The organism is Mesorhizobium sp. ArgA1 (genome assembly GCF_053714375.1).
The window spans coordinates 427738-452924 of the sequence record NZ_JBSKBQ010000002.1; the positions used below are offsets into that span (position 1 = coordinate 427738).

Sequence of the window (25187 nt, forward strand, 5' to 3'; positions counted from 1 at the left end):
GCCGCGGCACCCCACCGTCCGCCATCAGCGGCTTAGATTTCGATACTCTAATGGATGGGCCTGTGGCAGACTGGCGAGGCGCGTCAGCCAAGGCGTTGCGGAGGGTAGGCAAGTGAGCGGTGCCGCCTTTGAGAGCTACGGCGTGAGCCACAAGGGCTGCGTACGCGACCACAATGAAGACAGCTATCTGGTCGAGCCGCAGATCGGCCTCTGGGTGGTTGCCGACGGCATGGGTGGGCATGAGGCCGGAGAGGTGGCCTCGGCAAGCATCGTCGAGCATCTGGCAACGATCGGCATCGCCAGTTCGGCACCGGATCTGCGCGCGCGTTTCGAGGACCGGCTGAACCGGGCCCACGCCGAGATCCGCCGGATTTCACGCTCGCGCGGCGTGACAATCGGTTCCACCGTTGCGGCACTGCTGGCCATGGACGGCAGGTTCGCCTGCCTGTGGTCGGGCGACAGCCGCGTCTATCTTGTGCGCGACGCCGCGATCTCGCAGATTTCGCGCGACCACACGGAGGTCCAGGAACTCCTCGACAGCGGCGCGATCAGCGCCGCCGAAGCCGAGAACTGGCCGCGGCGCAACGTCATTACACGCGCCATCGGCGTCAACGACGAGATCGCCATCGACTTCCAGCAGGGAGAGACCCTTGCCGGCGACATTTTCATCCTCAGCACGGACGGGCTGACGGCGCATGTCAGCGATGCTGAGATTGCGGCCGCGGCGCTCTCGGCAGCACCACAGGCTGCCTGCGAAAAGCTGCTTTCCATGGTGCTTGAGCGCGGCGGCACCGACAACGTCACCATCGTGCTGGTCAAGATCGGAGACAAGGGCAACGGCCTGTCCCGTGCAGGAGGCCACGACCGATGAGCTCCGACGACAAGACTCGGCTATTGCCCAATATGGCGGATACCAGCGTCGGCACGCAGCTCAGCGGCATCTACGAGCTCGACGAACGCATCGCGTCGGGCGGCATGGGCGAAGTCTATCGCGGCCACAACATCCAGACCGGCGATCACGTCGCGATCAAGATCGTGCTGCCGGAATTCGCCCGGGACCAGACGATCCTGTCGCTGTTTCGCAAGGAAGCCTCGATCCTCAACCATCTGTCGCATGACGCTGTCGTACGCTACCACGTCTTCACTATCGATCCCGGCATAGGGCGGCCCTATCTGGCGATGGAATTCGTCGACGGCCAGTCGCTCTACGACGTCATGCGCGGCGGCGCGATGGCAACGCAGGATGTGCGCAAACTGTGCCACCGGCTGGCGTCGGGCCTGAGCGCGGTGCACCAGGCCGGCGCCATCCACCGTGACCTCTCGCCAGACAACATCATCCTGCCGGGCGGCCGGGTCGAGCGCGCCAAGATCATCGATTTCGGCATTGCGCGATCGGCGGCAGTCGGCGGCGAGACGCTGATCGGCGGCAAGTTCGCCGGAAAATACAACTATGTCTCCCCAGAGCAGCTCGGGCTCTATGGCGGCGAGGTCAGCGAACAGTCCGACATCTACAGCCTGGGGCTGGTGCTGGCGGCGGCGCTGCTCGGCAAGCCGATCGACATGGGCGGCTCGCAATACGAGATCGTCGAAAAACGGCGGACCGTGCCTGATCTCTCCGGCATCGATGCCGATTTCAGGGACATCGTCGAAGCGATGCTGCAACCCGACCCGAATGATCGACCGGCCAGCATGGCCGAAATCGCCCGGTTGACGCGCGACGACAGCGACGCGACCTTGCCGCCGGCCTCGCTTGCGCCCCGGCCGGGCCTGCCGCGAACCGGGCAGACCGCCGGGCCGGGCTCGAAGATCGAGGGTTCGCAGACGCAAGGACTCAGCGCGGCCCCCGCAAGCGGCACGGCATCGCCAGCCTTCGTGCCGCACGTGCGCCCGGCGCATCTATCGCAACCGAAACCGGTTGCTGAAACGCCCAGGCGAGCAACCGCGCCGCCGAAGCCTGCTACAGGCCGAAGCCTGACGATCGCGGCGCTAGCGGCGGTTGTCGTGGCATCGCTGGGAGGACTCTATGCATCGGGTATCGTGGGATTCGGGGACCGGCCTCCCGTTACCGATACCGGCAAAACACCGCCGCTCCAACCCGAACTGACAAAGCCGATCGTCGCCGACAGGCCCGCTCCGGACACTGCGCCGGCGGAAGAGCCAAAGCCGCGACCAGCAGAGACTCCGGCTGAAGATCAAGCCAAAGCGCCGGTCCAGCCGCAGCCGACGCCACCAGTCGCGTCAAGCACTGCAGCCCCGCAGCCAGCCGAACCAACCGACAAGACCGTTGCGCTGCAACCGCCATCCCGCCCGTCACAGCCCGATGCCGCGAAGAACCCCGAGCCTGTCAGCCCGCCGGTAGAGCCCAAGGCGATAGCGCCGGAGCCGACCACGCAAATACCCGAACCAACGGCCGAGGCGCCCAAACCCCTAGCACCGACGCCGGGACCCACCGCTCAAGCGCTCGAGCCCAAGGCGCCCGAGCCCAAGGCGCAGGCGCCAGAGCCGACCGCACAGGCGCCGGAACCAATCGTGGAGCCCAAGGCAAGCCAGCCCGATATTGCCAGCGGTGAGCAGGCCGACAAGCCGGCAGAGCCCGACATTGCCATGAATGTGCCCAAACCGGAGGTGCCGCCGACCGCGGATGCGGCCGCGGAGCGGGTCACCTGGGTACGAGGCTTCAATGGTGGGGACTGTTTTTATGCGACGGTGACATCGGCCACCGAGAAGGGCGTCGCGATCGAGGGCTTCAGCACGTCGGTGCCGCCTTTCGAACAGTTGCTTGGGGAATTCCAGGCCAAGTTCCATGTCGAGCCGGACATCAGCGTTCGCCTCATCCAGACGCCGCAATGCGGGATCACCGACTTCCTGCGTTTCATGGGGGCAAGCACGGCCGACAGACCGCAGCTGGTGCTCGACCAGACATCGGTGCCGGACGGTTCGCCGATCGACGGCACGCTGGTGACGCATGGCGGGTTGGTGTCGAGTGTGATCCTGATCGACCACAGGGGCATCGCCTTCAACCTCGACGACCGGGTTGTCGCACAAGCCGACAAGGCGACCTTCAGCATCCCGATCGCGCTCGGCGCCGCCGACAAGGCCGCAGGCAAGGCGCTGCCGCAGATCATCATGGTGATCACCGGTCCCGATGAAATCAAGGCCGCGGATTTCTCGACGCCGACGCCGGCCTCGGTGCTGTTGCCCAGGATCCTCGACGAGATCGGCGCCAGGACCTCGGCATTTTCGGCGACCGCCAAATATTTCCGCCTCGGCGGGTAGCACGGACGCCGATGCAACGCCGTCGCCGTGATCCCGTCCTGCTTGCCCTGAATGCGCGCGCGAAGCTTGCCGCGATTGCGCTTGCGACGCTCTTGCTGGCGCTGCTTTCCACCGGGCAAGCGCGCGCCGAATTCACCGTCTGCAACCAGACGCTCGACGTCGTCAATCTCGCCGTCGGCCAGAAGGTCGACGATGCCGACCAGACCGATGGCTGGTGGACCATCGGCGCCAATCAATGCGTCAACGTCATCCGTGAGGAGCTGACCAACCGCTACATCTATATCTACGCCACGGATGTCTTCGGCCACGCCATCCTGGCAGGCTCCACCGAGATGTGCATCGAGCGGCGGCGGTTCTCGATCCGCGGTATTACTGAATGCTGGCAGCGCGGCCATATCGCCGCGAAGTTTCTCGAAGTCGACACGCAGGAACAGGTGCGCTGGACCTTCTTCCTGACCGGAAGCGCGCCGTGACGCACAGCATCGACACCAGCTTCAAGGCAAAGAAGCAGGCGCGGGCGGCGCTGCGCAGGCGCAGGATCTGGCTCGGGCTGGCTGCTGGCCTGGCGACAATTGTCCTTGCCGCGATCGCCACCGGTTTCTATCTCACCGCCGACTACTGGTCGTTTGGCGACGAAGACGAAGAGCTGCACGCCGTCGAAGGCTCGGACGACGTGCCGGCTGATGCATCGGTCTATGTGCCCGCCATCATCGATCTTGCCGGCGACCCGATGTGGATCACGCTGGCGCCCGATGCCAGCGGGGCAACCAAGGGCCGGGCGATGCCGCGCCCGGCGGAGCTCGACCAGGCCGGCATTTCGCCTCAGATCGAAGTGCTGTCCGACGTGATGCTCAGCGCCAGCGAAAAATTCATGACGACCATCCCGTCGACGCAGGAGGATTTCGCCTTCTTCCAGGCACAGCGGAAGACCGCGGCGGCGCCACCCGCCGAACCCAACGATCCGCAGAATGATCTGCAGAACGATCTTCAACCCTCGCCCGGCGCGGACGAAGCTCCAGCGGCTCCCGGCCCGGCTCCTGATTCGCAGGCCGCTCCCGGTGCCTCGGCGGCAGCTGATGACCCGGAAGCCGGCTGGGGCGAGACCATCGATGAGGGCGAAGCGGCACTTCCCACCTTTCAGAAGACAGCGGTCGAGAACAACACCAGCGTTGCCGTCGTCACCTCGGAATACCAGCGCTTCGAGGCGACAGAGGACACGTTCGTCAAGATCCTGAACGACCGCAGCCTGGACAGCGTTGCGCTCGATGCGCATTTTTCCGCTGAGGACGCAATGCTTGCCGGCGAAGCGCTGAAGGCGCTGTTCAACCGCGACGGCCTGGAGCCGGGCTATGTCGTAGCCATGCGCGGCTTCCGGCCGACGCGCGAGACCACGACGATGTCGCTGATGCAGGTCTCGATCTATGCCAAGAACGTCTTTGTCGGCACGCTGACGCGCAATGCCGCCGGCGCCTTCGTGTCGGGTGTCGACCCCTGGGTGCGCGAGGACCTGTTCAACTATTCGGGCGCCGAGACCGAAGGCACGCACAAAAGGCAGTACCGCCTGCTCGACGCGATTTATTCGACGGCGGCGCGCAACAATGTGCCGACCGGCATCATCGGCGAAGCCATCATGTATCTGTCGCGCGGACAGGATCTGGACGCCTTTGCCAGCGAGGACCAGCGCCTGGTGCTGATCTATTCGCAGACGCCGCGCGGCAAGAACGATACCGACGGACGTGTGCTTTATGTCGGCGTGCAGGGCACAGAGAAGAACCTCGACTGTTTCGTCTTCCAGCAGAGGGACGGCCAGTTTGCCTGCGTGTCCGGCGACGATCAGGTGCGCTCGCTGACGGTGACCAATGGCATGGTGACGCCTGTCAGCGGCGTGATGACCTCGACCTTCGGGCCGCGCAAGCACCCAATCCTGGGCGTGGTCCGCATCCACAAAGGCGTCGATTGGGCGGCCCCGGTAGGTACGCCGATCGCCGCGGCCTTCGACGGCGAAATCATCTTCCAGGGCGATGGCGGCGGCTACGGCAATGTGGTCAAGATCGCGCATGCCGGCGGACGCGAGACGCGCTATGCGCACATGTCGAAATTCGCCATTGCCAGCGGCGTCGGCACCAAGGTGAAGGCCGGCGACATCATCGGCTATATCGGCACCACCGGACTGTCGACCGGGCCGCATCTGCATTTCGAGCTCTACCTGAACGGCGCGGCGATCGACCCGCTTGGCACGGTGACTTCCGTGAGTGCCGCGGTGGTGGAGACAGGCGGGAGCGGCGACGTCGCCGTCGAAACGCTGACCGACCGTATCGTTCATGTCGAATCGGGCGGCAGCGCGCGGGCGAAGAACCCGCTGTCTTCGGCAACCGGCGCCGGCCAGTTCATATCCAAGACCTGGATCCGGATGATGAACACCTATCGTCCCGAACTTGCGCGCTCGCTGTCGACCGCCGACCTTTTGGCGCTGCGCTACGACGCCACCATCTCGCGCGAGATGGTGCGCAATCTGGCAAGAGAAGGCGAAGCCTATCTCAGGGCGCGCGGCCACCAGATCACCGCCGGCCGGCTCTATCTCTGCCATTTCCTCGGCATGGAAGGCGCGCATCAGGTGCTGGCGGCGCCGGGATCGGCGCAATTGAGCGCGGTGCTCGGCTCGGCCGTCATCCAGGCCAACCCTTTCCTCACAGGCAAGACCGCCAGCTACGTCGTCGACTGGGCGGAACGCAAAATGGGCCGCAAGTTGCCCACGCCGGCGACGTCCGATGCAGGCCAGCAGACGACGACGGAAGTCCGCCAGACATCGCCGGAGTTCGAAAAATACAAGCAGGCCATCACGGCGCTGGTCGGCTCGCTCCAGAACGGCCTTGAGCCTGGCTAGCCGTAGTTTCAGCGGATGGCCGCCTGGTTTCGCCGCGCCGATTGGTTTTGAGGCCGGCAAATGATATATTAGCGGATATTTGCAAAGGTTTTTTGGGCCTGTTGTGAACCAAAACTGTGGCTGGGATCACATACGCCCAGGAGCCATTTTGGCAGAAGCGACACAGTCGCTGTTGGAATTAAGCATGCGCAGACATCAATAACGCGCCCCATTGGGGCGGAGGGCTGATCCTATGAAAGCGTTTGCCGTCCTTTTGAGCGGATTTTTTCTGTTAATGCTGACCGCGCTTGGCACCGTCCAGGCTGCAGCGCCGGATGCCGGGGCGCCTGGCGCCAAACGCGTCGCGCTGGTCATCGGCAACAGCAAATACGTCCATGCCGTCGAGTTGCCCAATCCGGCCAATGACGCGCACCTTATCGCATCGACGCTGCGCAATGCAGGCTTCGAGGTGATCGAGGGCGTCGACCAGGACAATGCCGGCATGCACAGCCTGATCAGCAAGTTCACCGAGCAATCCTACGACGCCGACCTGGCCGTCATCTTCTATGCCGGTCACGGCATGCAGGTGGATGGCAAGAACTTCTTGATCCCGGTCGACGCCGAGTTGACATCGCCGGCCTATCTCAAGACCCGAACCGTCCAGATCGACGACTTCATGGCCGCGTTGCCGCCCGACCCGGCGGTCGGCGTCATCATCCTCGATGCCTGCCGCGACAATCCGCTGGCACGCACGCTGGCGGCCGCGATGCCGAAGAGCCGCTCGACCGCGCTGGGCACCGGCCTGGCACCGATCGATCCGAAGTCGGAAGGCGTTGGAACCGGCGGCATCCTGATTGCCTATGCCACCGACCCCGGCGCCATCGCCTTTGACGGCAACGGCGTCGACAGCCCCTACTCGACGGCGCTCGCCAGGCACCTGACCGAACCCGGCGTCGAGATCCAGAGCGCGCTGACCCGGGTGCGCGGCGAAGTGGCCGAGACCACCCAAGGCCGCCAGCGGCCATGGCACAACGCATCGCTGGGCCGCGAGGTTTTCCTCGGCAAGGCCGCGGCGCAAGCCGTGCCGGAGGCAAAGCCTGCCGCCGACGCCGCGAACGCTGCGGCGGCGCCCGCCCCTGCCCCCGTCGCCAGCGAACCGCCCGCGTGGGAAGTCGAGCAGCGCCTGTGGGACGAGGCCTCGAAGCGCAACACCGCGCCATTCTACGAAGCCTATCTCGAGCAATTCCCGAATGGCCGCTTCGCCACGGTGGCGCGGCTCAACATTGACGCATTGAAGGATCCGAAGGCCCAGGAACGGGAAGTCGCAGCGCTTGATGCTGCCGAAGCGAATCCCGGCTCTGCCGTGCGCACCTCGGTCGGCATTTCGGACGACATGAAGAAGGTGCTCGGCACCGAGGCGACGGAGAACGCGATCGGTCTCGATCGCCAGGGCCGCATCGACCTGCAATTGCGCGTCGAAGCGCTGGGCAATGAGCTAGGCCGCGTCGACGGCAACATCGGCGCCAAGACCCGGCAAGCGATCGGCGACTGGCAAGAGGAGAATGGGCTGCCGCCGACCACTTTCCTGACGCGGGAGCAGCTGGCGTTCCTGGAGGTCCAGACCGACCCGATGATGGAGGCCGTGCGCGCCAAATATGAGGCCGACCAGTCCGGCTTGAACAAAAAACAGGTGGTGCAGAAGGCACGCACGCTGCAGCCGGTGGCGGAGAAGCCGCGCAAGAAGCAGTACGCCCAGAAACCACGCCGGCAACAGCAGTTCGTGCAGAAAAGACGCAACCGCGAGGTCGTGCGCGAGGAAGGCCCGCCGCCGCAGGACAACAATGATTTCCTGACCAAGGCGCTGATTTTCGGCACCGGCGTAGCGGTCGGCGGCGTCCTCAAGAACTGATCGATCACATCAAACAGCAACAACACCGCGTGTCCGTTGGACGCGCGGTGTTGCCGTTAGAGGGAGGTGTGCTGTCGAAGGACGCAGCCAGCGAAGCTACTGCGCCTTGATCCGCATCTCGACCCGGCGATTGACGGGGTCGTAGGGGTCAGAATTGCGCGGATTGGCCTCGCCCAGCCCGACCGCCGTGATGCGGGCGGATTCGATGCCGTTGGATTCCAGGAAAGCCGTCACCGATTGCGCTCTGCGCTGCGACAGGCCCTCATTGTAGTTCGCCGAGCCGGACGCGTCGGTATAGCCTTCGACGACAAAGGACAGCTTGCTCAGCCGGTCGTCCTTCAGCGCCTTGGCGAACTCGTCGAGTTCGCTGCGCGCCTTGGCATCGAGCTCGGAGGAATCCAGGCTGAAATTGATCAGCATATCGAGGCCGGTCTTCTCCGGTGGCTTGTCTTTCTGGCTGGTCTTGCTCTTGCACTCATCCTCGGTGCCGACGCAAATCCCGCGCGCCGCGCCGTGATCGATCGCGCCGGCAAAAAACTTCACAATGTCTTCCGATTTCTGAAGTGGGTCGGCATAAGCGTGCGTCGAAAAAAGCACGGCCGCCAACGCTAAGACTGAAATGCCCCGCTGCATAACGGTTACTCCTGCTCTGAGCGTCCGATGTCACCAAAGCCCGATCCGCCAAGACGGCCAGGCTCCAGTTTCCGTTTGACCCTGCATCCCTCTCTCCGAAAGCCGGCTTCGCCTTTTTTCGGAGTCGTGGGTCTGATTGTGGAATATACCAAAGCGCGGCGCGTTTGTCTGTGAACAACGTCATGGACATGTGGCGGTCGACAGGCTTGACCCGCGGCTCGCAGGCGAGTTGAGTGATAGCTGCTCTTGGGGGAGGACAACAGCAGCGATGGTCAATGGGCTTCGATTCCAGACCGCACGCGATCTCTTCGCCGCAAACAGCGCCGTTGCCCGGGACATGACGGCTGTTCCCACCGACCAGCCCTCGCTCGAGTTCTGCCGCCGGCTGATGGCCGGGCGCATCCCCGAGGAAGCGATCACCTTTTGCGCCTATCTCCTGCCCGACCGGGCAGCGATCTGGTGGGGCCATGAGTGCCTGGGGCATCTGACCGAACTGCTCGAAGAGCAGGATCTCGAAACTCTGGCGCTGGTACAGGACTGGGTCGGCGAACCCAGCAATGCAAGCCGCCGGGCCGCTGTCGCCGGTGTAGCGATGGCGCGGCAGCACACGCCGGCCGGCTGGATCGCGCTGGCGGTGCAACGGCATGTCAATGGCGCGGCCGATCAGACCAAAGGGTCGAGGCTGCGGCCGCTGCCCGCCGCCCACGCCGTCAACGCCGGCATTCTGGCCGGACTGGCGCGGGTTGCGGTGGCCGATCGGTTCTCGGTGCTCACCGCCTTTGTCGAAATGGGCATCCATCTGGCCGAAACCGAAGCGCTGCGCAAAGCGTGATTGCAAGATTGCAGTCGCAAGCGCCGTCGAGGCCTAGCGGCTGGCCCACAACGCGCCGCGCTCGAAGATGGTGCGCATTTGCGGCACGGAAAACTCATCCGCCGTGTGGCCGAGCGAGCTGAAGAAGACGCGGCCCTTGCCGTATCGGCGCTTCCAGACCACGGGCATGACGACGCCGTCGATGAAGTCGAGATGATCGCCGGAGAACGTCGTCGTCGCCAGCACCTCGTTGCTCGGGTCGACATGCATGTAATACTGCTCGGAACGGTAGGCGAAGCCGTCGATGCCCCGCACGATCGGGTCATCGCTGGTGATGTCGACACGGTAGTCGATGATATCGCCGGGATGGGCGACCCATTGGCCGCCGGTCATGAACTGATAGTTCGGCTCGTTGCGGAAACTGTCGCCCATGGTGCCGTGAAACCCGGCAAGGCCGGATCCACCGCTGACGGCGGCGACGAGGTTCTGCAGCTCCGGCTTTTCGATCGTCGCCATGGTGATCATTGGGACGATCAGATCGACGGCCGACAGCTGCGGATCGGCGAGCGCGGAGGTGCCCTGCTCTATCCGCACGTCGAAGCGGTGCCCGGTCAATATCTCGCTGACGACTGAGGCGCTGCGCGCCGGCGTGTGGCCTTCCCAGCCGCCCCAGAAAATCAGTGCCGTCTTGCCCATATCAGTCTCTCCTTCGGTCGGCGACATTGATAGGCAAGCGGAACGCCTTTGTCTTCCCTTTCCGGGGGCCATTTGTTGCCGGCAAGCCGAACGATTGGGGATGAATCCGGTGGACGAGGAACGATTGGCCGCGCCTGGCGTCTTGTTTCGATGCAGGACTGCACTCAAATCTGTCTTTGCGGCCGGGTAGATGTCCGCCCGATCGCCACGACCGACCGGAACACCTCTCCGGAGAGCCTGCCCCATGAGCTTCGATCAGACAACTGTCGCCGCCTATCTGGAAGTCATCACCATCAACCTCGTCCTGTCGGGCGACAACGTGGTGGTGATCGGCATGGCGGCCGCGGGCCTGGCAAAGGCTTTGCGCCAGAAGGCGATCATCGCCGGCATAGCCGCGGCCGCGGTGATCCGCGTCGTCTTTGCCGTGATCGCCGTTCAGCTTCTGGAAATCCCCGGGATCATGCTGGTCGGCGGCCTGCTCTTGTTCTGGGTGTGCTGGAACATGTTCCAGGAATTGCGCTCGGTCGGTGACAGTGAGGACGATGGCGATGCAGGCGACACTGCCGCTACCGCGCATGCGGCGGCGCGGCCGGCCAAGGCGCTGCGTACGGCAATCCTGCAGATCGTCGTCGCCGATGTTTCCATGTCGCTGGACAATGTGCTCGCCGTAGCGGGTGCCGCCGCGCATGACATGAACGCGCTGGTCTTCGGTCTCATCCTCTCGGTGGTGCTGATGGCGGTCGCCTCGACGCTGGTGGCGGCACTGCTTGCCAAATATCGCTGGATCGGCTGGCTCGGCCTGGCGATCATCGTCTATGTCGCCGGCAACATGACGCTGGACGGCGTCGAGCAGCTGAGAACGGTCGACTACCACGCGCTGCTTTCGCCAACTGCGAGCTAAAGCAATTCCAGGAAAAGTATGCAGCGGTTTTCCGTCCGGAATTGCGGCAAAACATGCCTCGTAGCATTCAAGCGATGTCGAAAATCCGCCCGGGGTTGAGGATGTTGTGCGGATCGAACGCCGCCTTGAGGCGGCGCATCGCCGATATCTCGGCGTCGCTGCGCACGAGGCCCAGCCATTTCTTCTTGTCGAGGCCGATGCCGTGTTCGGCCGAGACAGAGCCGCCGCATGCGGCCACGCCGCGATAGATGATCTCATAGGCGGCGGCCGGTTCCCTGGTGTCGACCTGATAGTGCAGATTGCCGTCGCCGAGATGGCCGAAGACGTAGATCTCGGCGCTGCCGTCCTTAGCGCGGATCGCCGCTTCGGCGTCGCCCAGGAAAGCCGCCATCGTCGCCAGCGGAATGGAGATATCGACGCCGATCAGGCCCTCGATCGCAAACAGGAAGCGGTTGGCCTCTTCCCGTACGTCCCAGAGCGCTCGAAACTCGCGTGGCGACTGCGAGACGACCACGTCGTCGACGATGCCGTCCTCGACGGCGTGCATCAGCACTGAAGCGAAACGCTCGCCGTCCAGCTCGGCTTGATTGCCCTGGATCTCGGCCAGGACATAAACCGGCGCGCCGGCAGGCAGCGGCGCCGGCGCGGCCATGCCGGCTATCATGGCGCCGTAGAGCGGCGAAAAATTCACCTCATAGGCCGAGAGCAAGGGACCGAGCCGCTGCTTGAGCAGCCCGAGCAGCGCGATAGCCGCCTCCAGCGAACCAAGCGCGCAGAAAGCTGCGACCTCGGTGGCGGGCTTCGGATGCAGGCGCAGGCAGGCGCGCGTGACGACGCCCAGCGTGCCTTCGCTACCGATGAACAGCTGGCTGAGATCGTATCCCGAATTATTCTTGGCCAAGCCGCGCAGCGAGGTCAGGATCGAGCCGTCGGCAAGCACCGCCTCCAGTCCCAGAACCTGGGCGCGGTACATGCCGTAGCGCAGCACGCGGATGCCGCCGGCATTGGTGGCGATGTTGCCGCCGACCGTTGCCGTGCCGCGCGCGCCGATGTCGACGCCGAACATCAGGCCGGCCGCATTGGCTGCTTCCTGCACCATCTGCAGCGGCACGCCAGCCTCTGCGATGATGGTTGCCGCCGCGCGGTCAGGCGCTTCGACTGCGGTCATGCGCTCCAGCGACAGAACCGCTTCGCCCGGCTGCACGCGCGCGGCGCCGGCCAGCCCGGTGCGGCCGCCATGGACGACCAGCTTCTGGCCAAGGCCGCTGCAAACGCGCAGGATTTCGGCCACCTCGGCGGCGCTGCGCGGACGCAAGACCAGTTCGGGCCGGCCCCCGCCCTTGCCGGCGAGATCGTCGCCATAGCGCGGATCGACCGCATCGCCGGTGACAACAGCGGCGGCGTCGAGCCGCTGATAAAGCTGGGAAAGAAGCTGATCGATCTGTTGTGTCATGTTTCCCAGATATTTGGCTTGCTCGCTGCGGTCGAGACTTTGATGCGGGACAATTTTCGCGTCAATTGAATAAATTTACGCACGGTATAATTTGTCATTGCGCGTTGAAACCACTGAAGTTTCCTGTAAATTTCGTCTTGAAGGTTGCGTGGCGTCGCGCCGGCTGCAGGACCGTGGGCAGCGATGACCAAGGTTCTGGCGCCTGCCAGACGAGGGATCGAATGACGAAGCACAAGACGATGGAGGATTTCGCCCGCTCCTGCGGCGTCTCCAGGCCGACGCTGTCGAAATATTTCGACGACCCGACCAGCGTCAAACCGGCAACGCGCAAGCGCATCGAGGAGGCGCTGCGCTCGTCCGATTACCAGCCCAATCTGTTTGCCCGCAACCTCAATCGCAAGCGCACCCGCAGCATCGGCATCCTCGTGCCGACGGTGGCCGATCCCTTTTACTCCGAAATGGTCAGCCGCATCGAGCTCAGGCTGCGCGACGAGGGCTACTGGCCCATCGTCATTTCCTCACACGGTTCACGCGAGCTCGAAGTCGAGGCGACGCGCACCATCCTGTCGCTGAAAGTCTCAGGCGCGCTGATCGCGCCGCTTGGCTTGCGCTCGGACCGCCGCGCGCTGGAGAAGCTGACGCAGACAATGCCGATCGTCTATTTCGACACCTATCTCGAAGGCGGCGCACCCTTCGTCGGCAACAACAACGCCCAGAGTGTCTCGACCATCGTCGACTATCTCTGCCGCTCCGGCGACGCGCCGGTCTATTTCGATATCCCGCACGTCAACCACAATTCGCAAGAGCGGCTGAACAGCTATGTCGGCGCCATGCAGCGGCTGGGCCAGGAGCCGGTGGTGATCGGCAACACAAGCGACTACACATGGGATTTCGAGCGCATTGGCTACGAGCAGATGGAACAGATGCTTGGGGCTGGCGGCCTGCCGGGCAAGACCGTGGGTCTGCCCGGCAAGACCATACTGTGCGCCAACGACCGCCTGGCCTTCGGCGTGATGGCGGCAGCCTTCGCGCAGGGCAAGAAGGTCGGCCGCAAGGCGGACTGCGACCTGCGCGTCGCCGCCCATGACGACCATCCGCTGAGCCGCTACACCTGCCCCGCTCTGACCACCATCGCGCAGGATTTTGCCGCCATGGCGGGGCGCAGTGTCGAGACGCTGCTCGCTTTGCTAAATGAGGACACAGCGAGCGTCGCGCCTAAAGTCAGCCTCGACGCCGCCCTGGTGATGCGTCAGTCAGCTTGAACATTTCCATCAGGCAAGCAGGCTTGCCGCTTCGTCCTCGCCAAGCAGCGGCGGCTGGTCGACCGTGCCGTTGACGGCTACCGAGCCCCGGCTTTCGCCCGAAGCCAGGATTGCCTCCATGACCTCCAGCACATGCAACGCGAGTTCGCCCGAGGCGCGCGGCTTTCGTCGCGTGCTCAGCGCGCGCGACAGATCGGCGACGCCGAGCATGCGGTAATTGGCGCGGTCGGGCGCGGCATAGGGCCAATTGCGGGCGCCGTAGAGTTCGCTTTCGCTGGCGAAATCGGCCCAGCCGGCGCCACGTTCCGACAGCGAGACGGTCCCGCCAAACGTGTCGGGATCAGGCAGCCTGAGCGAACCTTCGGTACCGTGCAGTTCGATCGGATGGTTGGAGTGTCTGAACACATCCCACGAGGCGCCGAAGGTGACGGTGGCGCCGGAACGGAATTCGAGCAGCGACAATATGTTGGTGGGCGTACCGACCTTGAACGTCGTGTTCTTGAACGGACCGTCGGCAGTGATCAGCCTCTCCTCCTGGCCGCGCGTCGCCATCGCCATGACGCGGTCCACCGGCCCGAGCAGATTGACCAGCATGGTCAGGTAATAGGGGCCCATGTCGAACACCGGACCGCCGCCCGGCTGATAATAGAATTGCGGATTGGGGTGCCAGTGCTCCATACCGCGTCCCATCATGAAGGCGGTGCCGGTAACTGGTTTACCAATGGCGCCGTCATCCATCAGCCGCCGCGCCCGCCGGCCGGCAGCACCCAAGAACGTGTCCGGCGCCGAGCCGATCAGCAGCCCGCGCTGCGCCGCCTCGGCGACAAGGCGGCGGCCGTCCCCGGCCGATGTCGCCAGCGGCTTTTCAGTGAAGACGTGCTTGCCCGCCGAAAGCGCTGAAAACGAAATGTCGAAATGCGCCGCCGGAATGGTCAGGTTCAGCACGAGTTCGATGTCGGGGTCGGCGAGAAGCGCGTCGACGCCGAGCGCGCGGATGCCATATTCCCTGGCACGGAGCTCAGCCATGTCGGCCGAAATGTCGGCGCAGGCACGCAGTTCGACGCCGCCGAACAGGGCAGCATTGCGCAGATAGGTCATCGAAATGTTGCCGCAGCCGATGACGCCGATGCCGAGCTTTGTCTTTGATTTTCCGTGCATTTTAAATCGTACCTCCCAGCGCGGTTGGCATGGCTGAACCGTTGTCCCGGCAACGGATCACATTTGAAAGCCGCTATACAGCATTTTAAATCTTGACGCGCGTAAAATTTTTATAGAGCTTATGAAAACGCTGGCGCGAAATCGGGAGGCTGCCAGTCTCGGGAGGAGAAGATGACAGACATGAAAAATCGGCCGGGCGCCGACGCCAATCCCGTGGGTCACGGGCGCTTTGGATCTTTGCCGCGCGGTCAGGGATCGCGACGGGTTCAGGCATAGATCACCTTGGCGACGGTCCTATCGAGCTGGCTGCGTATCGGGCCGGACAGCCCATCGTCGGTGATCACCACATCGACGCTCGACAGCGAAAAAGCCTTGGAGGTTCCGCTGACACCCCATTTGCTCGAATCCGCAAGGAGGACAACGCGCCGGGCCATGCGCACGAGGTTTCGTTTCGTTCGCGCCATGTCTTCGTTCACGTCGACCACGTCCAGTGAGGAGTCGATCGCATGCGCTCCAACGAAGACCTGATGCGCCACCAGGCCGCCGAGAGCCGTGTCGGCATCGGTGATCAGCGTGCTCACCGTGTCTGGATAGACCCGGCCTCCGATCATGTGAACGTCGAGCCCGGGCCGATGCATCAGGTGCTGGACGATATTCATTGCCGTGGCCGCGACCACGACATTGCTGAGCGGCGGTAGCTGCATGGCAAGCTGCATCAAGGTCGAGCCGCCGTCGAAGATGACCGACTGGTTGTCCTCGAAGAGATCCACCGCTGCCAGGGCGATGCGTTTCTTTGCCTCGATGTTGGTTTGCATTCGCCGGGCGAACGCAGCCGTGGTCGAATCCGTGGTCCGGGTCACCGCGCCTCCGCGGGTCTTGGTCAGCAGTCCCTTGCGATCCAGTATCTCGAGGTCGGAGCGCACCGTGACTTCCGACACGCCAAAATCGTCCGACAGGTCCTTGATGCGAACCTGTCCGCTGCGTTGCACCTCGCCCAGGATCGATTGGCGTCTCTGCTCTGACAACATTGCCCTGTCCTTGCCTCCATGCGCCAGGCGATCGCCCTGGCCTCGGCTCACTCTACCAAAAATACGCAAATTCGAAAGCTTTCGAAAGATTGCTTTTGTGGTTTCTTTCGCAAACACTGGGTTTGAGATTTCGAAACCAATCGATTGGAGAATTTTGCAGTCATGAGCCTCGGAACCAAGGTGCGCCTTGCGCGCCTCTTCTCACATCCATCGGGGAACCTTTTTGGCGGTGCGGTCGACCACTTCGTCGGCTATGGCGACGTGCGAAAAGGCGGCCTTGCCGACCTGCCGGGCGCGCTTGCGCGTGTCATGGCGGGCAAACCCGACTATGTCAGCATTCAGCCCGGCACCGCGCGCCATCTGTGGCCGCAATATGCGGGCCAAGCTTCTCTGGTGATCCAGGCGGGCTGCTTCACCCCGGACGATCGCATCAGTGAGTTGATTGCAACGCCCGAGGATGCGGTACGCGCGGGGGCCGATGCGCTGGCGGTGGCCATTCCTGTGCGCGGCGCGACCGAGGGTAAGTACATACGCTGGCTGACCGATTCCGTGAATGCGGCGGCCCGCTACGGCATGCCGGTGGTGGCGCATATCTACCCTCGCGATTTCACCGACGGAGCAAAAATCGTCTTCACCCCCGACGAGATCGCCTATGCGGCGCGCATCGGCTACGAGTCCGGCGTCGACGTGATCAAGATCGGCTACACAGGCGATTTCGAGTCGTTCCGTGAGACCGTTCGAACCTGCCCGGTGCCGGTCGTGATCGCCGGTGGTCCGAAGACCGACACGCTGCTCGGCGCGCTTCAGCAAACGGCGGACGCCATCCGTGCCGGCGCGCGCGGCGCCGTGGTGGGCCGCAATCTCTGGGGGCATGGCGATCCGGAGAAGGCGGCGCTTGCCTTTCGAGGCGTCATCCATGACGGCCTTTCGGCGCAGGACGCGCTGGCGAAGGCGGGTGCCTGAACGATGCCCACCGTCCCTTCAATCCTCGGCTTCGGAGCTATCGCGATCGACGACATCGTCTATGTCGATCAGCCGTTGTCGGCGGGCAAGGGGAAGGTTCTGCAAAGTGCCCGTGCTTTCGGGGGAAATGTGGCGACGGCGCTGGCCGCCGTCGTGCGGCTCGGCGGAAGCGCCGGGTTCGTCGGATGGCTGGGCAGTGCCGCCGACGACGCCGTGCTGTGCGATCTCGTTGCGAGCGGCGTTGAAATCGCGTTCGCGCCGCGCCACGCCGATGCGCGCCCGGTGCGCTCGCGGATCACCGTCGGCTCGGACGGGGAACGGTTCATCGCGTATGACGACGATGCAATGCTGGGTACCGCGCCGGACTTTCCGGACGATATCCTCAGCCGCGCGACCGTCCTGATCGTCGATAGCTACGCGATCCGGTCACTGGATGTCGTGGCTCGGGCTCGCGATCTCGGCCTTGCGATCCTCGGCGATATCGAATGGACCGGCGGCCTAGCCACGGAGCGGCTGATCGCGCTTTGCGACCATCTCATTCTTCCACTCGGCTTTGCGCGGACTGCCACGGGCCGCCGATCGCCGGCCGAGATACTCGATGCATTGTGGTTGCCGTCGCGGTCCGCCGTGGTTCTGACGGACGGCGGCAGGGGTGTCTATTATCGCGGACGCGACGAGACAGGGCTCTGGCACCTGCCTCCGCACCGGGTTGCCGTCGTCGACTCGACCGGCGCCGGTGACTGCTTTCATGGCGCCTATGCCCATGCGTTGACGCGCGGAGCCGACACCGCAGGCCGGGTGGCATTCGCGGCCGGGGCCGCGGCTCTTTCGATAACGGGACGGGGCGGGCGCGAGGCGCTTCCGACCGACGACCAGGTCACCGAACTCCTGGCATCAGCGAACGCTCCGTCGGCAGTCGAGCTGAAATATGCGCAGCTTGATACCGGAACATAACCTGAACTATCCGAGGAAATATCGCAAGTGAACACAGCCGAGAATAGTAAGAAAAAACAGCGGCTTAGACTTGTGGAGGGAGGAAGATGGCAGAAGTCATTCTTGAAAATATATGCAAGACCTACGGGAACAATTTTCGCGCAATCGACCAATTGAACCTATCGGTCGAGGACGGTGAGTTCTTGATTCTCGTCGGGCCGTCCGGCTGCGGTAAATCCACCGCGTTGCGAATGATCGCGGGATTGGAGGATATTTCCAGCGGCAGCCTTCGGATCGGCGGAATCGACGTCGTCGACATGCCGCCCAAGGACCGCGACATCGCGATGGTCTTCCAGAGCTACGCGCTCTACCCGCATATGACGGTCTTCGAAAATATCGCCTTTTCGATGCGGCTGGCAGGCAAGCCGAAAGCCGAGCGCAAGAAGCGCGTGGACGAGATCGCCAAAACCCTTCAGCTGACGTCCCTGCTGGACAGCAAGCCCGCGAACCTTTCAGGCGGACAGCGTCAACGGGTTGCCATGGGCCGCGCCATGGTGCGCGAGCCGGCCGCCTTTCTCATGGACGAACCGCTTTCCAATCTGGACGCGAAACTGCGCGTTCAAATGCGCGCCGAAATCACCAGCCTGCAAAAGCAGCTCGGTGTCACGACCATATATGTGACCCACGACCAGATCGAAGCGATGACGATGGGGGACAGGGTCGCGGTGTTGAAAGGCGGCGTGCTGCAGCAGGTCGACACACCCAAGAGGCTCTATGAATCGCCGGTGAACGCCTTCGTTGCCGGCTTCATCGGCTCTCCTTCGATGAACCTTTTCGAGGCGACCCTGACCGGCGACGAACTGATGTCGGGCACCTTCGCCATCCGGCTGCAGGATGCGGCGTTCGTCAGCCGGTCCGGCTTGCGCTCGTATGAGGGGCGCAAGGTCGTGTTCGGTATCCGACCGGAGGATCTTTATGACAGCAGCCTCGAATCCGGCCGCAAGTATCAGACGATACCGGCAAAGGTGACTTCGATCGAAGAGCTCGGCTCTGAACAGATCGTCCATCTGAACATCGACGCGGTCCGGGTGGACTCCGGCGATCCGGACGCTGTGGACGATTTTGGCCTGGCATCGAACGCGGTGGCGAGGTTCGAGCCGATCAGCGCAGTCCGCTCCGGCTCGGAAATCCGGTTGGCCGTGGATGATGCCAAGTTCCATTTCTTCGATCCCGAGACGCATCTGGCGATCTGAAGATCGGTGGAAGACCGCAGGCGAGAGCGAGGCGCCTGCGAAGAAGACTTCTGAATAACCAGACGATCGGCAGCATTGTGCGGTCGATCTTAAAGAAGGAGGAGAACATGACGTTTCGTATAAAACCCACGATGCTGAAAATGGCAGCAGCCGCATGGTTGCTTGGCGCAACCGGCGCCATGGCGGACACGACGCTGGAATTCACGCAATGGTGGGAGCCAGAATTGCCGGCCGGCTCGCTCAGGGCAATCATGGATGACTTCGAGGCCGCAAACCCCGGAATCAAGGTGACGCTGGTCAGCGGCCCCTACGCGACCACGCGAGACCAGATCTCGGTGGGCGCTGCAACGGGGACGCTCAGCGATGTCGTCGGTCTCGATGGCGCCTGGGTGAACAATCTGAACGCGCAGGGTGCGCTGGCCGACATGAACCCGATGATGGATGCGGGCAAGTTCGATAAAGCCCAAGTCGCCGATATCATCAAGGTGGACGGCAAGGCTGTCATGTTTCCCGTGGCTTCGTTCGTCTATCCGGTCTTCGTGAATCTGGACCTCGCTGCCCAGGCCGGCGTGACCAAGCTACCGTCCACCCGCGCGGAATTTCTCGAAGCCGCCAAGAAGATGACCCATGCCGACAAGAACCAGTATGGCTGGGTGCTACCCCTGTCGCTGCAGTCCCCCGGCGGAGTCCAGAACGATCTGATGTCGTGGGTCTGGGCATCGGGCCAATCGATGATGGCGAACGGCAAGCCCGACCTCGAAGGCAAACCGGTGGTGGATATGCTCACCTTCGTCAAATCGCTCAATGACGCCGGCACCATCTCGCCCGGCATCGCCACCAAGACCGAACAGGAAAAGGTCGAGGAATTCGTCAACGACCGCGTCGGGATGATGATCGACTCGCTCGCGCATGTGAACCTCATCCGCAAGCGCAATCCCAAACTGAACTTCGACCTCATCCCGGTCCCGGTCGTGGAAAACTATACCGGCAAGCGCGGCCTTCCCTACGCCTCCTGGGGCATCGGCATCTCTGCTGGCTCGAAACATCAGGAGGAGGCCTGGAAACTCGTCCAATATTTGATGAGTGAAAAGGTGAACGCCAAGCTCGTATCGCTCGCAAACGCCTTCCCGGGCAACGTCAACGCCAAGCCCGACTTCGTGACGTCCGACAAGGCCTTCGGCAAGGCTTTCGAAATCTTCAAGACTGGCTATCTCGCCAACGAGTTCACGGGCCTGCCTGTGGCCGAAGACCTGATGACCCAGTTCGACGTGCAGGCTCAAAAGATGCTTGCCGGTGAGCAAATGCCGCAGGAGGCGGCCGCAGCCGCGCAAAAGGGCTGGATGGCAAAATTCTGATCGGCCTGTTTACCGTTTGCTATCTTCGGCCGGGTGGCCTGACTTCGGGCAGGCCACCCGGCAACAACGGATCGGCAATTTGAGATGGCCCTGTTTTTGAAGCTCACCTTCTCTTGAAGGCTTATCCATGGTTGGCAACATGACCCGGCAGAAGCGCTCTCACCATAGACTGAAACGAGCGATCGCACCCTATCTCTATTTGTCGCCCTCGCTCGTCATCATCGGCCTTCTGATGTTGCTGCCCATGGTGACGGTGATTGGCTACTCGTTCCAGAACAGCGCGGTTCTGCGTCGTGACCCATCCTTTGCCGGGCTGAAACACTACCAGGCCATCTTCGACGATCCGGTGTTCTGGGCCTCGCTGTGGCACACGCTCTACTTCACATGCATGAGTGTCGTTTTCCACATGACCATTGGCATGGTCTTCGCACTCATGCTGAACAGCGACCGCATCAATCCGACGCTGCGCAACATTCTGCGGGTGCTCTACATACTGCCCTGGCTGTTCACGGCGGTGATCATCGCCGTGATCTGGCGTCTCCTGCTTGAGCCGAACGGTGTCGTGAACAGCATTCTCATGCAGGTGGGCATTATTGGCTCCAAGGTCGAGTGGTTTTCCTCGCCCGAGACCGCGCTGCACGCCGTCACCTTCGCCAATATCTGGGCGGGCTATCCGCTTTTCATGGTCAGCCTGCTCGCAGGCCTGCAGGGCATTCCCAAGGATTTCTACGAGGCCGCCGATATCGACGGGGCGAAGGCCTACCAGAAGCTGATCTTCATCACCATCCCGCAGTTGATGCCGATCATCATCAGCATCTCGCTGCTCGACTTCATCTGGACCATGCAGGTCTTTCCATTGATCTGGATCACGACCGGCGGCGGCCCGATCTACGCGACCGAAGTCCTCAGCACCTACACCTACAAGCTGGCGTTTTCGAGCTACAACCTGTCGCAGGCGTCGGCGAGCGCCGTGGTCATCCTGCTGATCTCTCTTGGCCTGACGCTGTTCTACATCCGCTATCAAAGGGCCCGGTAGTCACCATGAGGAAAAGGCACACACCGAAAGACAGGCTGATCACCGTCGCCCTCCATGTCGCGCTTGCCGCAGGGCTCTTTTTCGCGGCCTTCCCGATCTACTGGATGCTCAGCAGCTCGTTCAAGTCGAATACCGAAATCTTTGCCCTGCCACCAACCATCCTGCCGAAGTCCTTCACGCTGGAAGCCTATGCAGCCATTCTTGGCGACCCGGTAAAGCTGCGCTTCTTCTTCAACAGCTACTTCGTGGCGGGAGCGGTGACCGTGCTGACTGTGCTGATTGCCTTGCTGGCGGCCTATGGGTTCAGCCGCTTCAACTTCCGCGGCAAGGGAAGCCTGAACACACTCATCATCAGCACGCAGACGATACCGCCGATCACGCTTCTGATCCCCTTCTTCGGGCTTGTCGTCTCATATGGCATCTTCGACACCTATGTCGCACTGATCCTGACTTACCTGGTGTTTACGCTGCCTTACGCGATCCTGCTGATGACCGGATATCTGAACACCTTGCCCCGCGATCTCGATGAAGCGGTGGCGGTCGACGGCGGCACCAGTTGGACAGCGCTTTGGCGGGTGATCGTCCCGATTTCACTGCCTGGCATCGTGGCGACGTCGGTCTACACATTCCTGTTGTGCTGGAACGAGTTTCTTTTTGCGCTGACGCTGACGAAGTCGACGTCCATGCGAACCGTCCCGATCGGCATCCAGCTGTTGATGGGGCAGCACGCCTTCGAATGGAACCAGATGATGGCGATGAGCGTGCTCGGCTCGCTACCGCTCTTGGTTATCTACCTCGTTGCCCAGAGGTTCTTCCTCGCCGGCATGACCGCGGGCTCGGTCAAGTAGGATGTTCCACGGAGCAGTATCAAGGAATGAAAGGATGATCGTGAAAGACCTGAAAGTCGGTTGCCAGACCTTTACCTGGGAAATGCTCGGAGACCGTTTTGCCGGCGGTCCCGACGATCTGTTGAAGGCGATCGCCGATGGCGGCTACGCCGGCATCGAGATCACCGACACGATGATCGGCCGCTATGCCGGCAAGCCGGCCGAGTTCGCCGTCGCGCTGAAATCATCCGGGCTGACGCTGGTGTCCTTCGCCTTCGGCTCGAAGAGCGGGTTTACGCTGCAGGATCAGATCGGCGCCGACCTCGAGACAGCGAAACGCTGGATCGATTTCGCCGCCGCATTTCCCGGCGCGCTGGTGTCGATGGGCTCGGCTACCGTCGTCTCGGACGGCCCGCGCGACGACAAGTTCGCCATCTCCGCCGAGGTCTACAACAGAGCCGGCGAGATCGGCCGCAAGGCAGGTGTCCAGGTCGCCGTGCATCCGAGCTCGCATCACAACACGCTGCTGTTCGACCGCGCCGACTACGACCGCTTCTTTGGCCTGATCGACGCCTCGCTGGTCGGCTGGGTGCCTGATACCGGCCACATCTTGCGCGGCGGTCAGGACATGGCCGACACGCTCACCACCTATCGTGACCGCATCCGCTATGTGCACCTGAAGGATGTCGATGCCAGCGGCACCTGGGCGATGCTCGGCAAGGGCGTCTGCGATACGGCGAAGGTAATCGAGGTCGCCAGCGCCGCACCCAACTTCAACGGCTGGCTGGTGCTGGAGGAGGAATCCGAGACCGCGGCCGCCGATCCGGCCAAAGCAGTCAAGACCAACCGCCAGACCATGCGCGGCTACGGAGCCTGAGACGATGACAACGAGCAAATCCCTGTCCGGCCCTGCCGCAATCGCGGCCTTGCCGCGCAACCGGCTGATCGGCGAATTCTCGCTGTGGTCGGCTGACCTCGCCAATATGGAGCGCGACCTCAAACGCATCGAAGCCCATGCCGACATGCACCATATCGATGTCGCCGACGCCCGCTTCACTCCTGGCTTCCTGTTCTTTCCGGATCTGGTGGCGCGCATCGCAAAGCTGACGGCGAAGCCCATTCATGTGCATCTGATGGTCGAGGCCGAGATGGTCGAGGCGCAGACGCGGCAATTCATCGAGGCCGGCGCCGATTTGATCAGCGTGCACGCCGAAAACGGCGAGGCCGGCCTGCGCGCCGTGCAGCTGGCGCATGAACTCGGCGCAGAGGCCGGCGTGGTCCTGCGGCTGGAAACGCCGGTTGCGGCAGTCGCGCCCTTCCTGCCGGAGGTGGCGTTCGTGACGCTGCTTGGCACCTCGATCGGCGTCAAGGGCCAGAGCCTGTCGGAGCAGGCGTGCCCGCGCCTGATCGAGGCGCGCGCGCTGATGCGCAAAGCCGGCCGTGAAGCCGACATCGTGCTTGCCGCCGATGGTGGCATCCGTCACGAGACCGTGCCGCTGCTGCGCGCCGCAGGTGCGGAAACCGTGGTGCTGGGATCGCTCGCCTTCGGCGACCCCGACCTTGCCCAGCGCATGGCCTGGTTGGGCGGGCTGGAGGTTGCCGCCTGATGAGCAAGCTTGCGCTCGCCTTCGATCTCGGCGGCACGGCGCTGCGCGGCGCGCTGGTCGAAAGCGATGGCCGTATTGTAGCTCATGCCTCGGCGCCGACGCTTGCCGGCGCGGGCTCGGAGGCGGTGATCGGCCAGATCATCGCGCTCGCCGGCGATCTCATGGCGCAGCAGCCGCAGGCCGAAATTGCCGGCATCGGCGTCGGCGCGCCCGGCCCGCTCGACCCCAAGGCGGGGATCGTGATTGCGCCGCCGACGCTGGCCGGCTGGCACGACGTGCCGCTGATCGACATTCTGGGGCAGCATTTCGGCCTGCCGGTGCGGCTGGAGAACGACGCCAATGCGGCAGCGCTCGGCGAATGGCGCTTCGGTGCCGGACGCGGCAGCGGATCGCTGGTGTTCGTCACCGTGTCGACCGGTATTGGCGGCGGCGTCGTCGCCGACGGCCACATCTATCACGGCAGGCGCGGACTGGCGGCCGAGATCGGCCACATGACCATCACGGGCGAAGGCGACCGCTGCTTTTGCGGCGCCATCGGCTGCTTCGAGGCTGTTGCTTCGGGAACCGCGCTCGGACGTCGCGCCACGCGGCTGACCGCGCCGGGCGACGGCTCGCTGCTGCGGCGCCTGTCGAATGACGGCGACGTCTCTGCCAGGCATGTCGTCGACGCCGCGCGGGCCGCCGACGCCGACGCTCTCGACCTGATGGAGGCGGAAGCCAGATGGCTGGGCATAGGTTTCACCAATCTCTTGCACCTCTATTCGCCTGATCTGATCGTGATGGGCGGCGGCTTGTCCAACGGTTTCGACCTGCTGGCGCCGTCGATCGCGGCGGTCGTCCAGCAGCGGGCGATGCCGGCCTACCGCGACGTTCCGATCGTGCAGGCCGAGCTTGGCGACCGCGCCGGGCTGATCGGCGCTGCCAGCCTGATCCTGTGGGAAGGCGAACCGGGTTTGCCACTGGCGATGGCGCAGGACGACACGGACAGCGGCGCGACCGCCGATGCCAGGGAGGCAAGCCATGGCTGAGCTCAAATTGCGCGGCGCGCGCAAATCCTATGGTAGCGCTTTGCGCTCCCGTGGGCTGGATGCTTACTCATCTGCGCTCCAGGCAGAGTACTTTCGGATCATCTGCCGCTTGTCTTCCGACGAGCCCAAAGGAGATTCTCTTCGAGATAGCCTTGCCTGATGGGACTGGCGAAGGCCTCTATAAGCTGGGAGTAG

23 protein-coding genes are annotated in these 25187 nt (G+C 63.4%); 18 read left to right on the forward strand and 5 right to left on the reverse strand.

Translation table 11 applies throughout. The features are described 5' to 3' along the window. Nucleotides 1–112: 112 nt before the first annotated feature. The 5 genes from ACWGTI_RS09315 to ACWGTI_RS09335 all read left to right on the forward strand — a co-directional run bounded on the left by ACWGTI_RS09315 (nt 113) and on the right by ACWGTI_RS09335 (nt 8048). The gene (locus ACWGTI_RS09315) at nt 113–871 is read left to right on the forward strand and encodes a PP2C family protein-serine/threonine phosphatase (RefSeq protein ID WP_454586828.1); all 759 of its coding nucleotides are present in this window, start codon (nt 113–115) and stop codon (nt 869–871) included. Further along, nucleotides 868–3276: a protein kinase domain-containing protein gene (locus ACWGTI_RS09320; protein ID WP_454586829.1), complete on the forward strand. Its 2409-nt coding sequence runs from the start codon at nt 868–870 to the stop codon at nt 3274–3276. The genes ACWGTI_RS09315 and ACWGTI_RS09320 overlap by 4 nt, the downstream gene beginning before the upstream one ends. Before the next feature lie 11 nt (nt 3277–3287). Further along, nucleotides 3288–3749: a DUF1036 domain-containing protein gene (locus ACWGTI_RS09325; protein ID WP_436258713.1), complete on the forward strand. Its 462-nt coding sequence runs from the start codon at nt 3288–3290 to the stop codon at nt 3747–3749. After that, nucleotides 3746–6160 carry a M23 family metallopeptidase gene (locus ACWGTI_RS09330; RefSeq protein ID WP_454586830.1) on the forward strand — a complete coding sequence of 805 codons (2415 nt, stop codon included), beginning with the start codon at nt 3746–3748 and terminating at the stop codon, nt 6158–6160. The genes ACWGTI_RS09325 and ACWGTI_RS09330 overlap by 4 nt, the downstream gene beginning before the upstream one ends. A 274-nt stretch (nt 6161–6434) precedes the next feature. Further along, nucleotides 6435–8048 (forward strand): caspase family protein, encoded by a 1614-nt coding sequence (locus tag ACWGTI_RS09335; protein ID WP_454586831.1) that lies wholly within the window; start codon nt 6435–6437, stop codon nt 8046–8048. A gap of 96 nt (nt 8049–8144) precedes the next feature. Here the strand turns inward: ACWGTI_RS09335 and ACWGTI_RS09340 are convergent, their stop codons facing one another. Continuing rightward, the gene (locus tag ACWGTI_RS09340) at nt 8145–8681 is read right to left on the reverse strand and encodes an OmpA family protein (RefSeq protein ID WP_454586832.1); all 537 of its coding nucleotides are present in this window, start codon (nt 8679–8681) and stop codon (nt 8145–8147) included. Between the two features lie 268 nt (nt 8682–8949). Here ACWGTI_RS09340 and ACWGTI_RS09345 point away from each other — a divergent pair, with 268 nt between their 5' ends. Then, nucleotides 8950–9513 carry a DUF6931 family protein gene (locus ACWGTI_RS09345; protein WP_454586833.1) on the forward strand — a complete coding sequence of 188 codons (564 nt, stop codon included), beginning with the start codon at nt 8950–8952 and terminating at the stop codon, nt 9511–9513. A 33-nt stretch (nt 9514–9546) separates the two neighbouring features. Here the strand turns inward: ACWGTI_RS09345 and ACWGTI_RS09350 are convergent, their stop codons facing one another. Continuing rightward, nucleotides 9547–10188, reverse strand: coding sequence for a ThuA domain-containing protein (locus ACWGTI_RS09350; RefSeq protein ID WP_454586834.1), 642 nt, complete (start codon nt 10186–10188; stop codon nt 9547–9549). 244 nt (nt 10189–10432) lie between these two features. On the opposite strand from ACWGTI_RS09350, the gene ACWGTI_RS09355 reads away from it, so the two are divergent. After that, nucleotides 10433–11089 carry a YjbE family putative metal transport protein gene (locus ACWGTI_RS09355; protein WP_454586835.1) on the forward strand — a complete coding sequence of 219 codons (657 nt, stop codon included), beginning with the start codon at nt 10433–10435 and terminating at the stop codon, nt 11087–11089. Nucleotides 11090–11156: 67 nt separating this feature from the next. On the opposite strand, the gene ACWGTI_RS09360 is transcribed toward ACWGTI_RS09355, so the two are convergent. Next, nucleotides 11157–12542 (reverse strand): FAD-binding oxidoreductase, encoded by a 1386-nt coding sequence (locus ACWGTI_RS09360; protein ID WP_454586836.1) that lies wholly within the window; start codon nt 12540–12542, stop codon nt 11157–11159. 221 nt (nt 12543–12763) lie between these two features. Between ACWGTI_RS09360 and ACWGTI_RS09365 the strand changes: the two genes are divergently transcribed. After that, entirely contained in the window at nt 12764–13804 is a 1041-nt protein-coding gene (locus ACWGTI_RS09365; protein WP_454586837.1) for a LacI family DNA-binding transcriptional regulator, read from the forward strand. 9 nt (nt 13805–13813) lie between these two features. Here the strand turns inward: ACWGTI_RS09365 and ACWGTI_RS09370 are convergent, their stop codons facing one another. Both ACWGTI_RS09370 and ACWGTI_RS09375 read right to left on the reverse strand, forming a co-directional pair. Continuing rightward, nucleotides 13814–14962 (reverse strand): Gfo/Idh/MocA family protein, encoded by a 1149-nt coding sequence (locus ACWGTI_RS09370; RefSeq protein WP_454586838.1) that lies wholly within the window; start codon nt 14960–14962, stop codon nt 13814–13816. A 266-nt stretch (nt 14963–15228) separates the two neighbouring features. Continuing rightward, on the reverse strand, nt 15229–15990 hold the full coding sequence (locus tag ACWGTI_RS09375; protein ID WP_454586839.1) for a DeoR/GlpR family DNA-binding transcription regulator: 762 nt from the start codon (nt 15988–15990) through the stop codon (nt 15229–15231). A 162-nt stretch (nt 15991–16152) separates the two neighbouring features. Between ACWGTI_RS09375 and ACWGTI_RS09380 the strand changes: the two genes are divergently transcribed. From ACWGTI_RS09380 to ACWGTI_RS09425, 10 genes are all read left to right on the forward strand, one after another. Further along, complete coding sequence (locus ACWGTI_RS09380; RefSeq protein WP_454586840.1) at nt 16153–16953, forward strand: aldolase; 801 nt, start codon at nt 16153–16155, stop codon at nt 16951–16953. Between the two features lie 3 nt (nt 16954–16956). Then, nucleotides 16957–17907: a PfkB family carbohydrate kinase gene (locus ACWGTI_RS09385; RefSeq protein WP_454586841.1), complete on the forward strand. Its 951-nt coding sequence runs from the start codon at nt 16957–16959 to the stop codon at nt 17905–17907. 86 nt (nt 17908–17993) lie between these two features. Beyond that, a complete protein-coding gene (locus ACWGTI_RS09390) occupies nt 17994–19139 on the forward strand; it encodes an ABC transporter ATP-binding protein (RefSeq protein ID WP_454586842.1) in 1146 nt (381 codons plus the stop codon). A gap of 107 nt (nt 19140–19246) precedes the next feature. Further along, nucleotides 19247–20494, forward strand: a complete 1248-nt coding sequence (locus tag ACWGTI_RS09395; protein ID WP_454586843.1) for an ABC transporter substrate-binding protein — start codon at nt 19247–19249, stop codon at nt 20492–20494. Between the two features lie 139 nt (nt 20495–20633). Beyond that, nucleotides 20634–21530 (forward strand): carbohydrate ABC transporter permease, encoded by an 897-nt coding sequence (locus ACWGTI_RS09400; protein WP_454586918.1) that lies wholly within the window; start codon nt 20634–20636, stop codon nt 21528–21530. Between the two features lie 5 nt (nt 21531–21535). Next, complete coding sequence (locus ACWGTI_RS09405) at nt 21536–22378, forward strand: carbohydrate ABC transporter permease (protein WP_454586844.1); 843 nt, start codon at nt 21536–21538, stop codon at nt 22376–22378. A 34-nt stretch (nt 22379–22412) separates the two neighbouring features. Then, nucleotides 22413–23234, forward strand: a complete 822-nt coding sequence (locus ACWGTI_RS09410) for a sugar phosphate isomerase/epimerase family protein (RefSeq protein ID WP_454586845.1) — start codon at nt 22413–22415, stop codon at nt 23232–23234. A 4-nt stretch (nt 23235–23238) separates the two neighbouring features. After that, nucleotides 23239–23964 (forward strand): ribulose-phosphate 3-epimerase, encoded by a 726-nt coding sequence (locus ACWGTI_RS09415; protein ID WP_454586846.1) that lies wholly within the window; start codon nt 23239–23241, stop codon nt 23962–23964. Then, nucleotides 23964–24992, forward strand: coding sequence for an ROK family protein (locus ACWGTI_RS09420; RefSeq protein WP_454586847.1), 1029 nt, complete (start codon nt 23964–23966; stop codon nt 24990–24992). Before ACWGTI_RS09415 ends, ACWGTI_RS09420 begins: the two co-directional genes overlap by 1 nt. Next, complete coding sequence (locus ACWGTI_RS09425; protein ID WP_454586848.1) at nt 24985–25152, forward strand: hypothetical protein; 168 nt, start codon at nt 24985–24987, stop codon at nt 25150–25152. Before ACWGTI_RS09420 ends, ACWGTI_RS09425 begins: the two co-directional genes overlap by 8 nt. The last annotated feature ends 35 nt before the right edge of the window (nt 25153–25187 follow it).

Coding starts and splice junctions, on each gene's coding strand:
- ACWGTI_RS09320 (WP_454586829.1), top strand. CDS start 868: ATGAGCTCCGACGACAAGACTCGGCTATTGCCCAATATGGCGGATACC.
- ACWGTI_RS09325 (WP_436258713.1), top strand. CDS start 3,288: ATGCAACGCCGTCGCCGTGATCCCGTCCTGCTTGCCCTGAATGCGCGC.
- ACWGTI_RS09335 (WP_454586831.1), top strand. CDS start 6,435: ATGCTGACCGCGCTTGGCACCGTCCAGGCTGCAGCGCCGGATGCCGGG.
- ACWGTI_RS09340 (WP_454586832.1), bottom strand. CDS start 8,681: ATGCAGCGGGGCATTTCAGTCTTAGCGTTGGCGGCCGTGCTTTTTTCG.
- ACWGTI_RS09345 (WP_454586833.1), top strand. CDS start 8,950: ATGGTCAATGGGCTTCGATTCCAGACCGCACGCGATCTCTTCGCCGCA.
- ACWGTI_RS09350 (WP_454586834.1), bottom strand. CDS start 10,188: ATGGGCAAGACGGCACTGATTTTCTGGGGCGGCTGGGAAGGCCACACG.
- ACWGTI_RS09355 (WP_454586835.1), top strand. CDS start 10,433: ATGAGCTTCGATCAGACAACTGTCGCCGCCTATCTGGAAGTCATCACC.
- ACWGTI_RS09360 (WP_454586836.1), bottom strand. CDS start 12,542: ATGACACAACAGATCGATCAGCTTCTTTCCCAGCTTTATCAGCGGCTC.
- ACWGTI_RS09365 (WP_454586837.1), top strand. CDS start 12,764: ATGACGAAGCACAAGACGATGGAGGATTTCGCCCGCTCCTGCGGCGTC.
- ACWGTI_RS09370 (WP_454586838.1), bottom strand. CDS start 14,962: ATGCACGGAAAATCAAAGACAAAGCTCGGCATCGGCGTCATCGGCTGC.
- ACWGTI_RS09375 (WP_454586839.1), bottom strand. CDS start 15,990: ATGTTGTCAGAGCAGAGACGCCAATCGATCCTGGGCGAGGTGCAACGC.
- ACWGTI_RS09380 (WP_454586840.1), top strand. CDS start 16,153: ATGAGCCTCGGAACCAAGGTGCGCCTTGCGCGCCTCTTCTCACATCCA.
- ACWGTI_RS09385 (WP_454586841.1), top strand. CDS start 16,957: ATGCCCACCGTCCCTTCAATCCTCGGCTTCGGAGCTATCGCGATCGAC.
- ACWGTI_RS09390 (WP_454586842.1), top strand. CDS start 17,994: ATGGCAGAAGTCATTCTTGAAAATATATGCAAGACCTACGGGAACAAT.
- ACWGTI_RS09395 (WP_454586843.1), top strand. CDS start 19,247: ATGACGTTTCGTATAAAACCCACGATGCTGAAAATGGCAGCAGCCGCA.
- ACWGTI_RS09400 (WP_454586918.1), top strand. CDS start 20,634: ATGACCCGGCAGAAGCGCTCTCACCATAGACTGAAACGAGCGATCGCA.
- ACWGTI_RS09405 (WP_454586844.1), top strand. CDS start 21,536: ATGAGGAAAAGGCACACACCGAAAGACAGGCTGATCACCGTCGCCCTC.
- ACWGTI_RS09410 (WP_454586845.1), top strand. CDS start 22,413: ATGATCGTGAAAGACCTGAAAGTCGGTTGCCAGACCTTTACCTGGGAA.
- ACWGTI_RS09415 (WP_454586846.1), top strand. CDS start 23,239: ATGACAACGAGCAAATCCCTGTCCGGCCCTGCCGCAATCGCGGCCTTG.
- ACWGTI_RS09420 (WP_454586847.1), top strand. CDS start 23,964: ATGAGCAAGCTTGCGCTCGCCTTCGATCTCGGCGGCACGGCGCTGCGC.
- ACWGTI_RS09425 (WP_454586848.1), top strand. CDS start 24,985: ATGGCTGAGCTCAAATTGCGCGGCGCGCGCAAATCCTATGGTAGCGCT.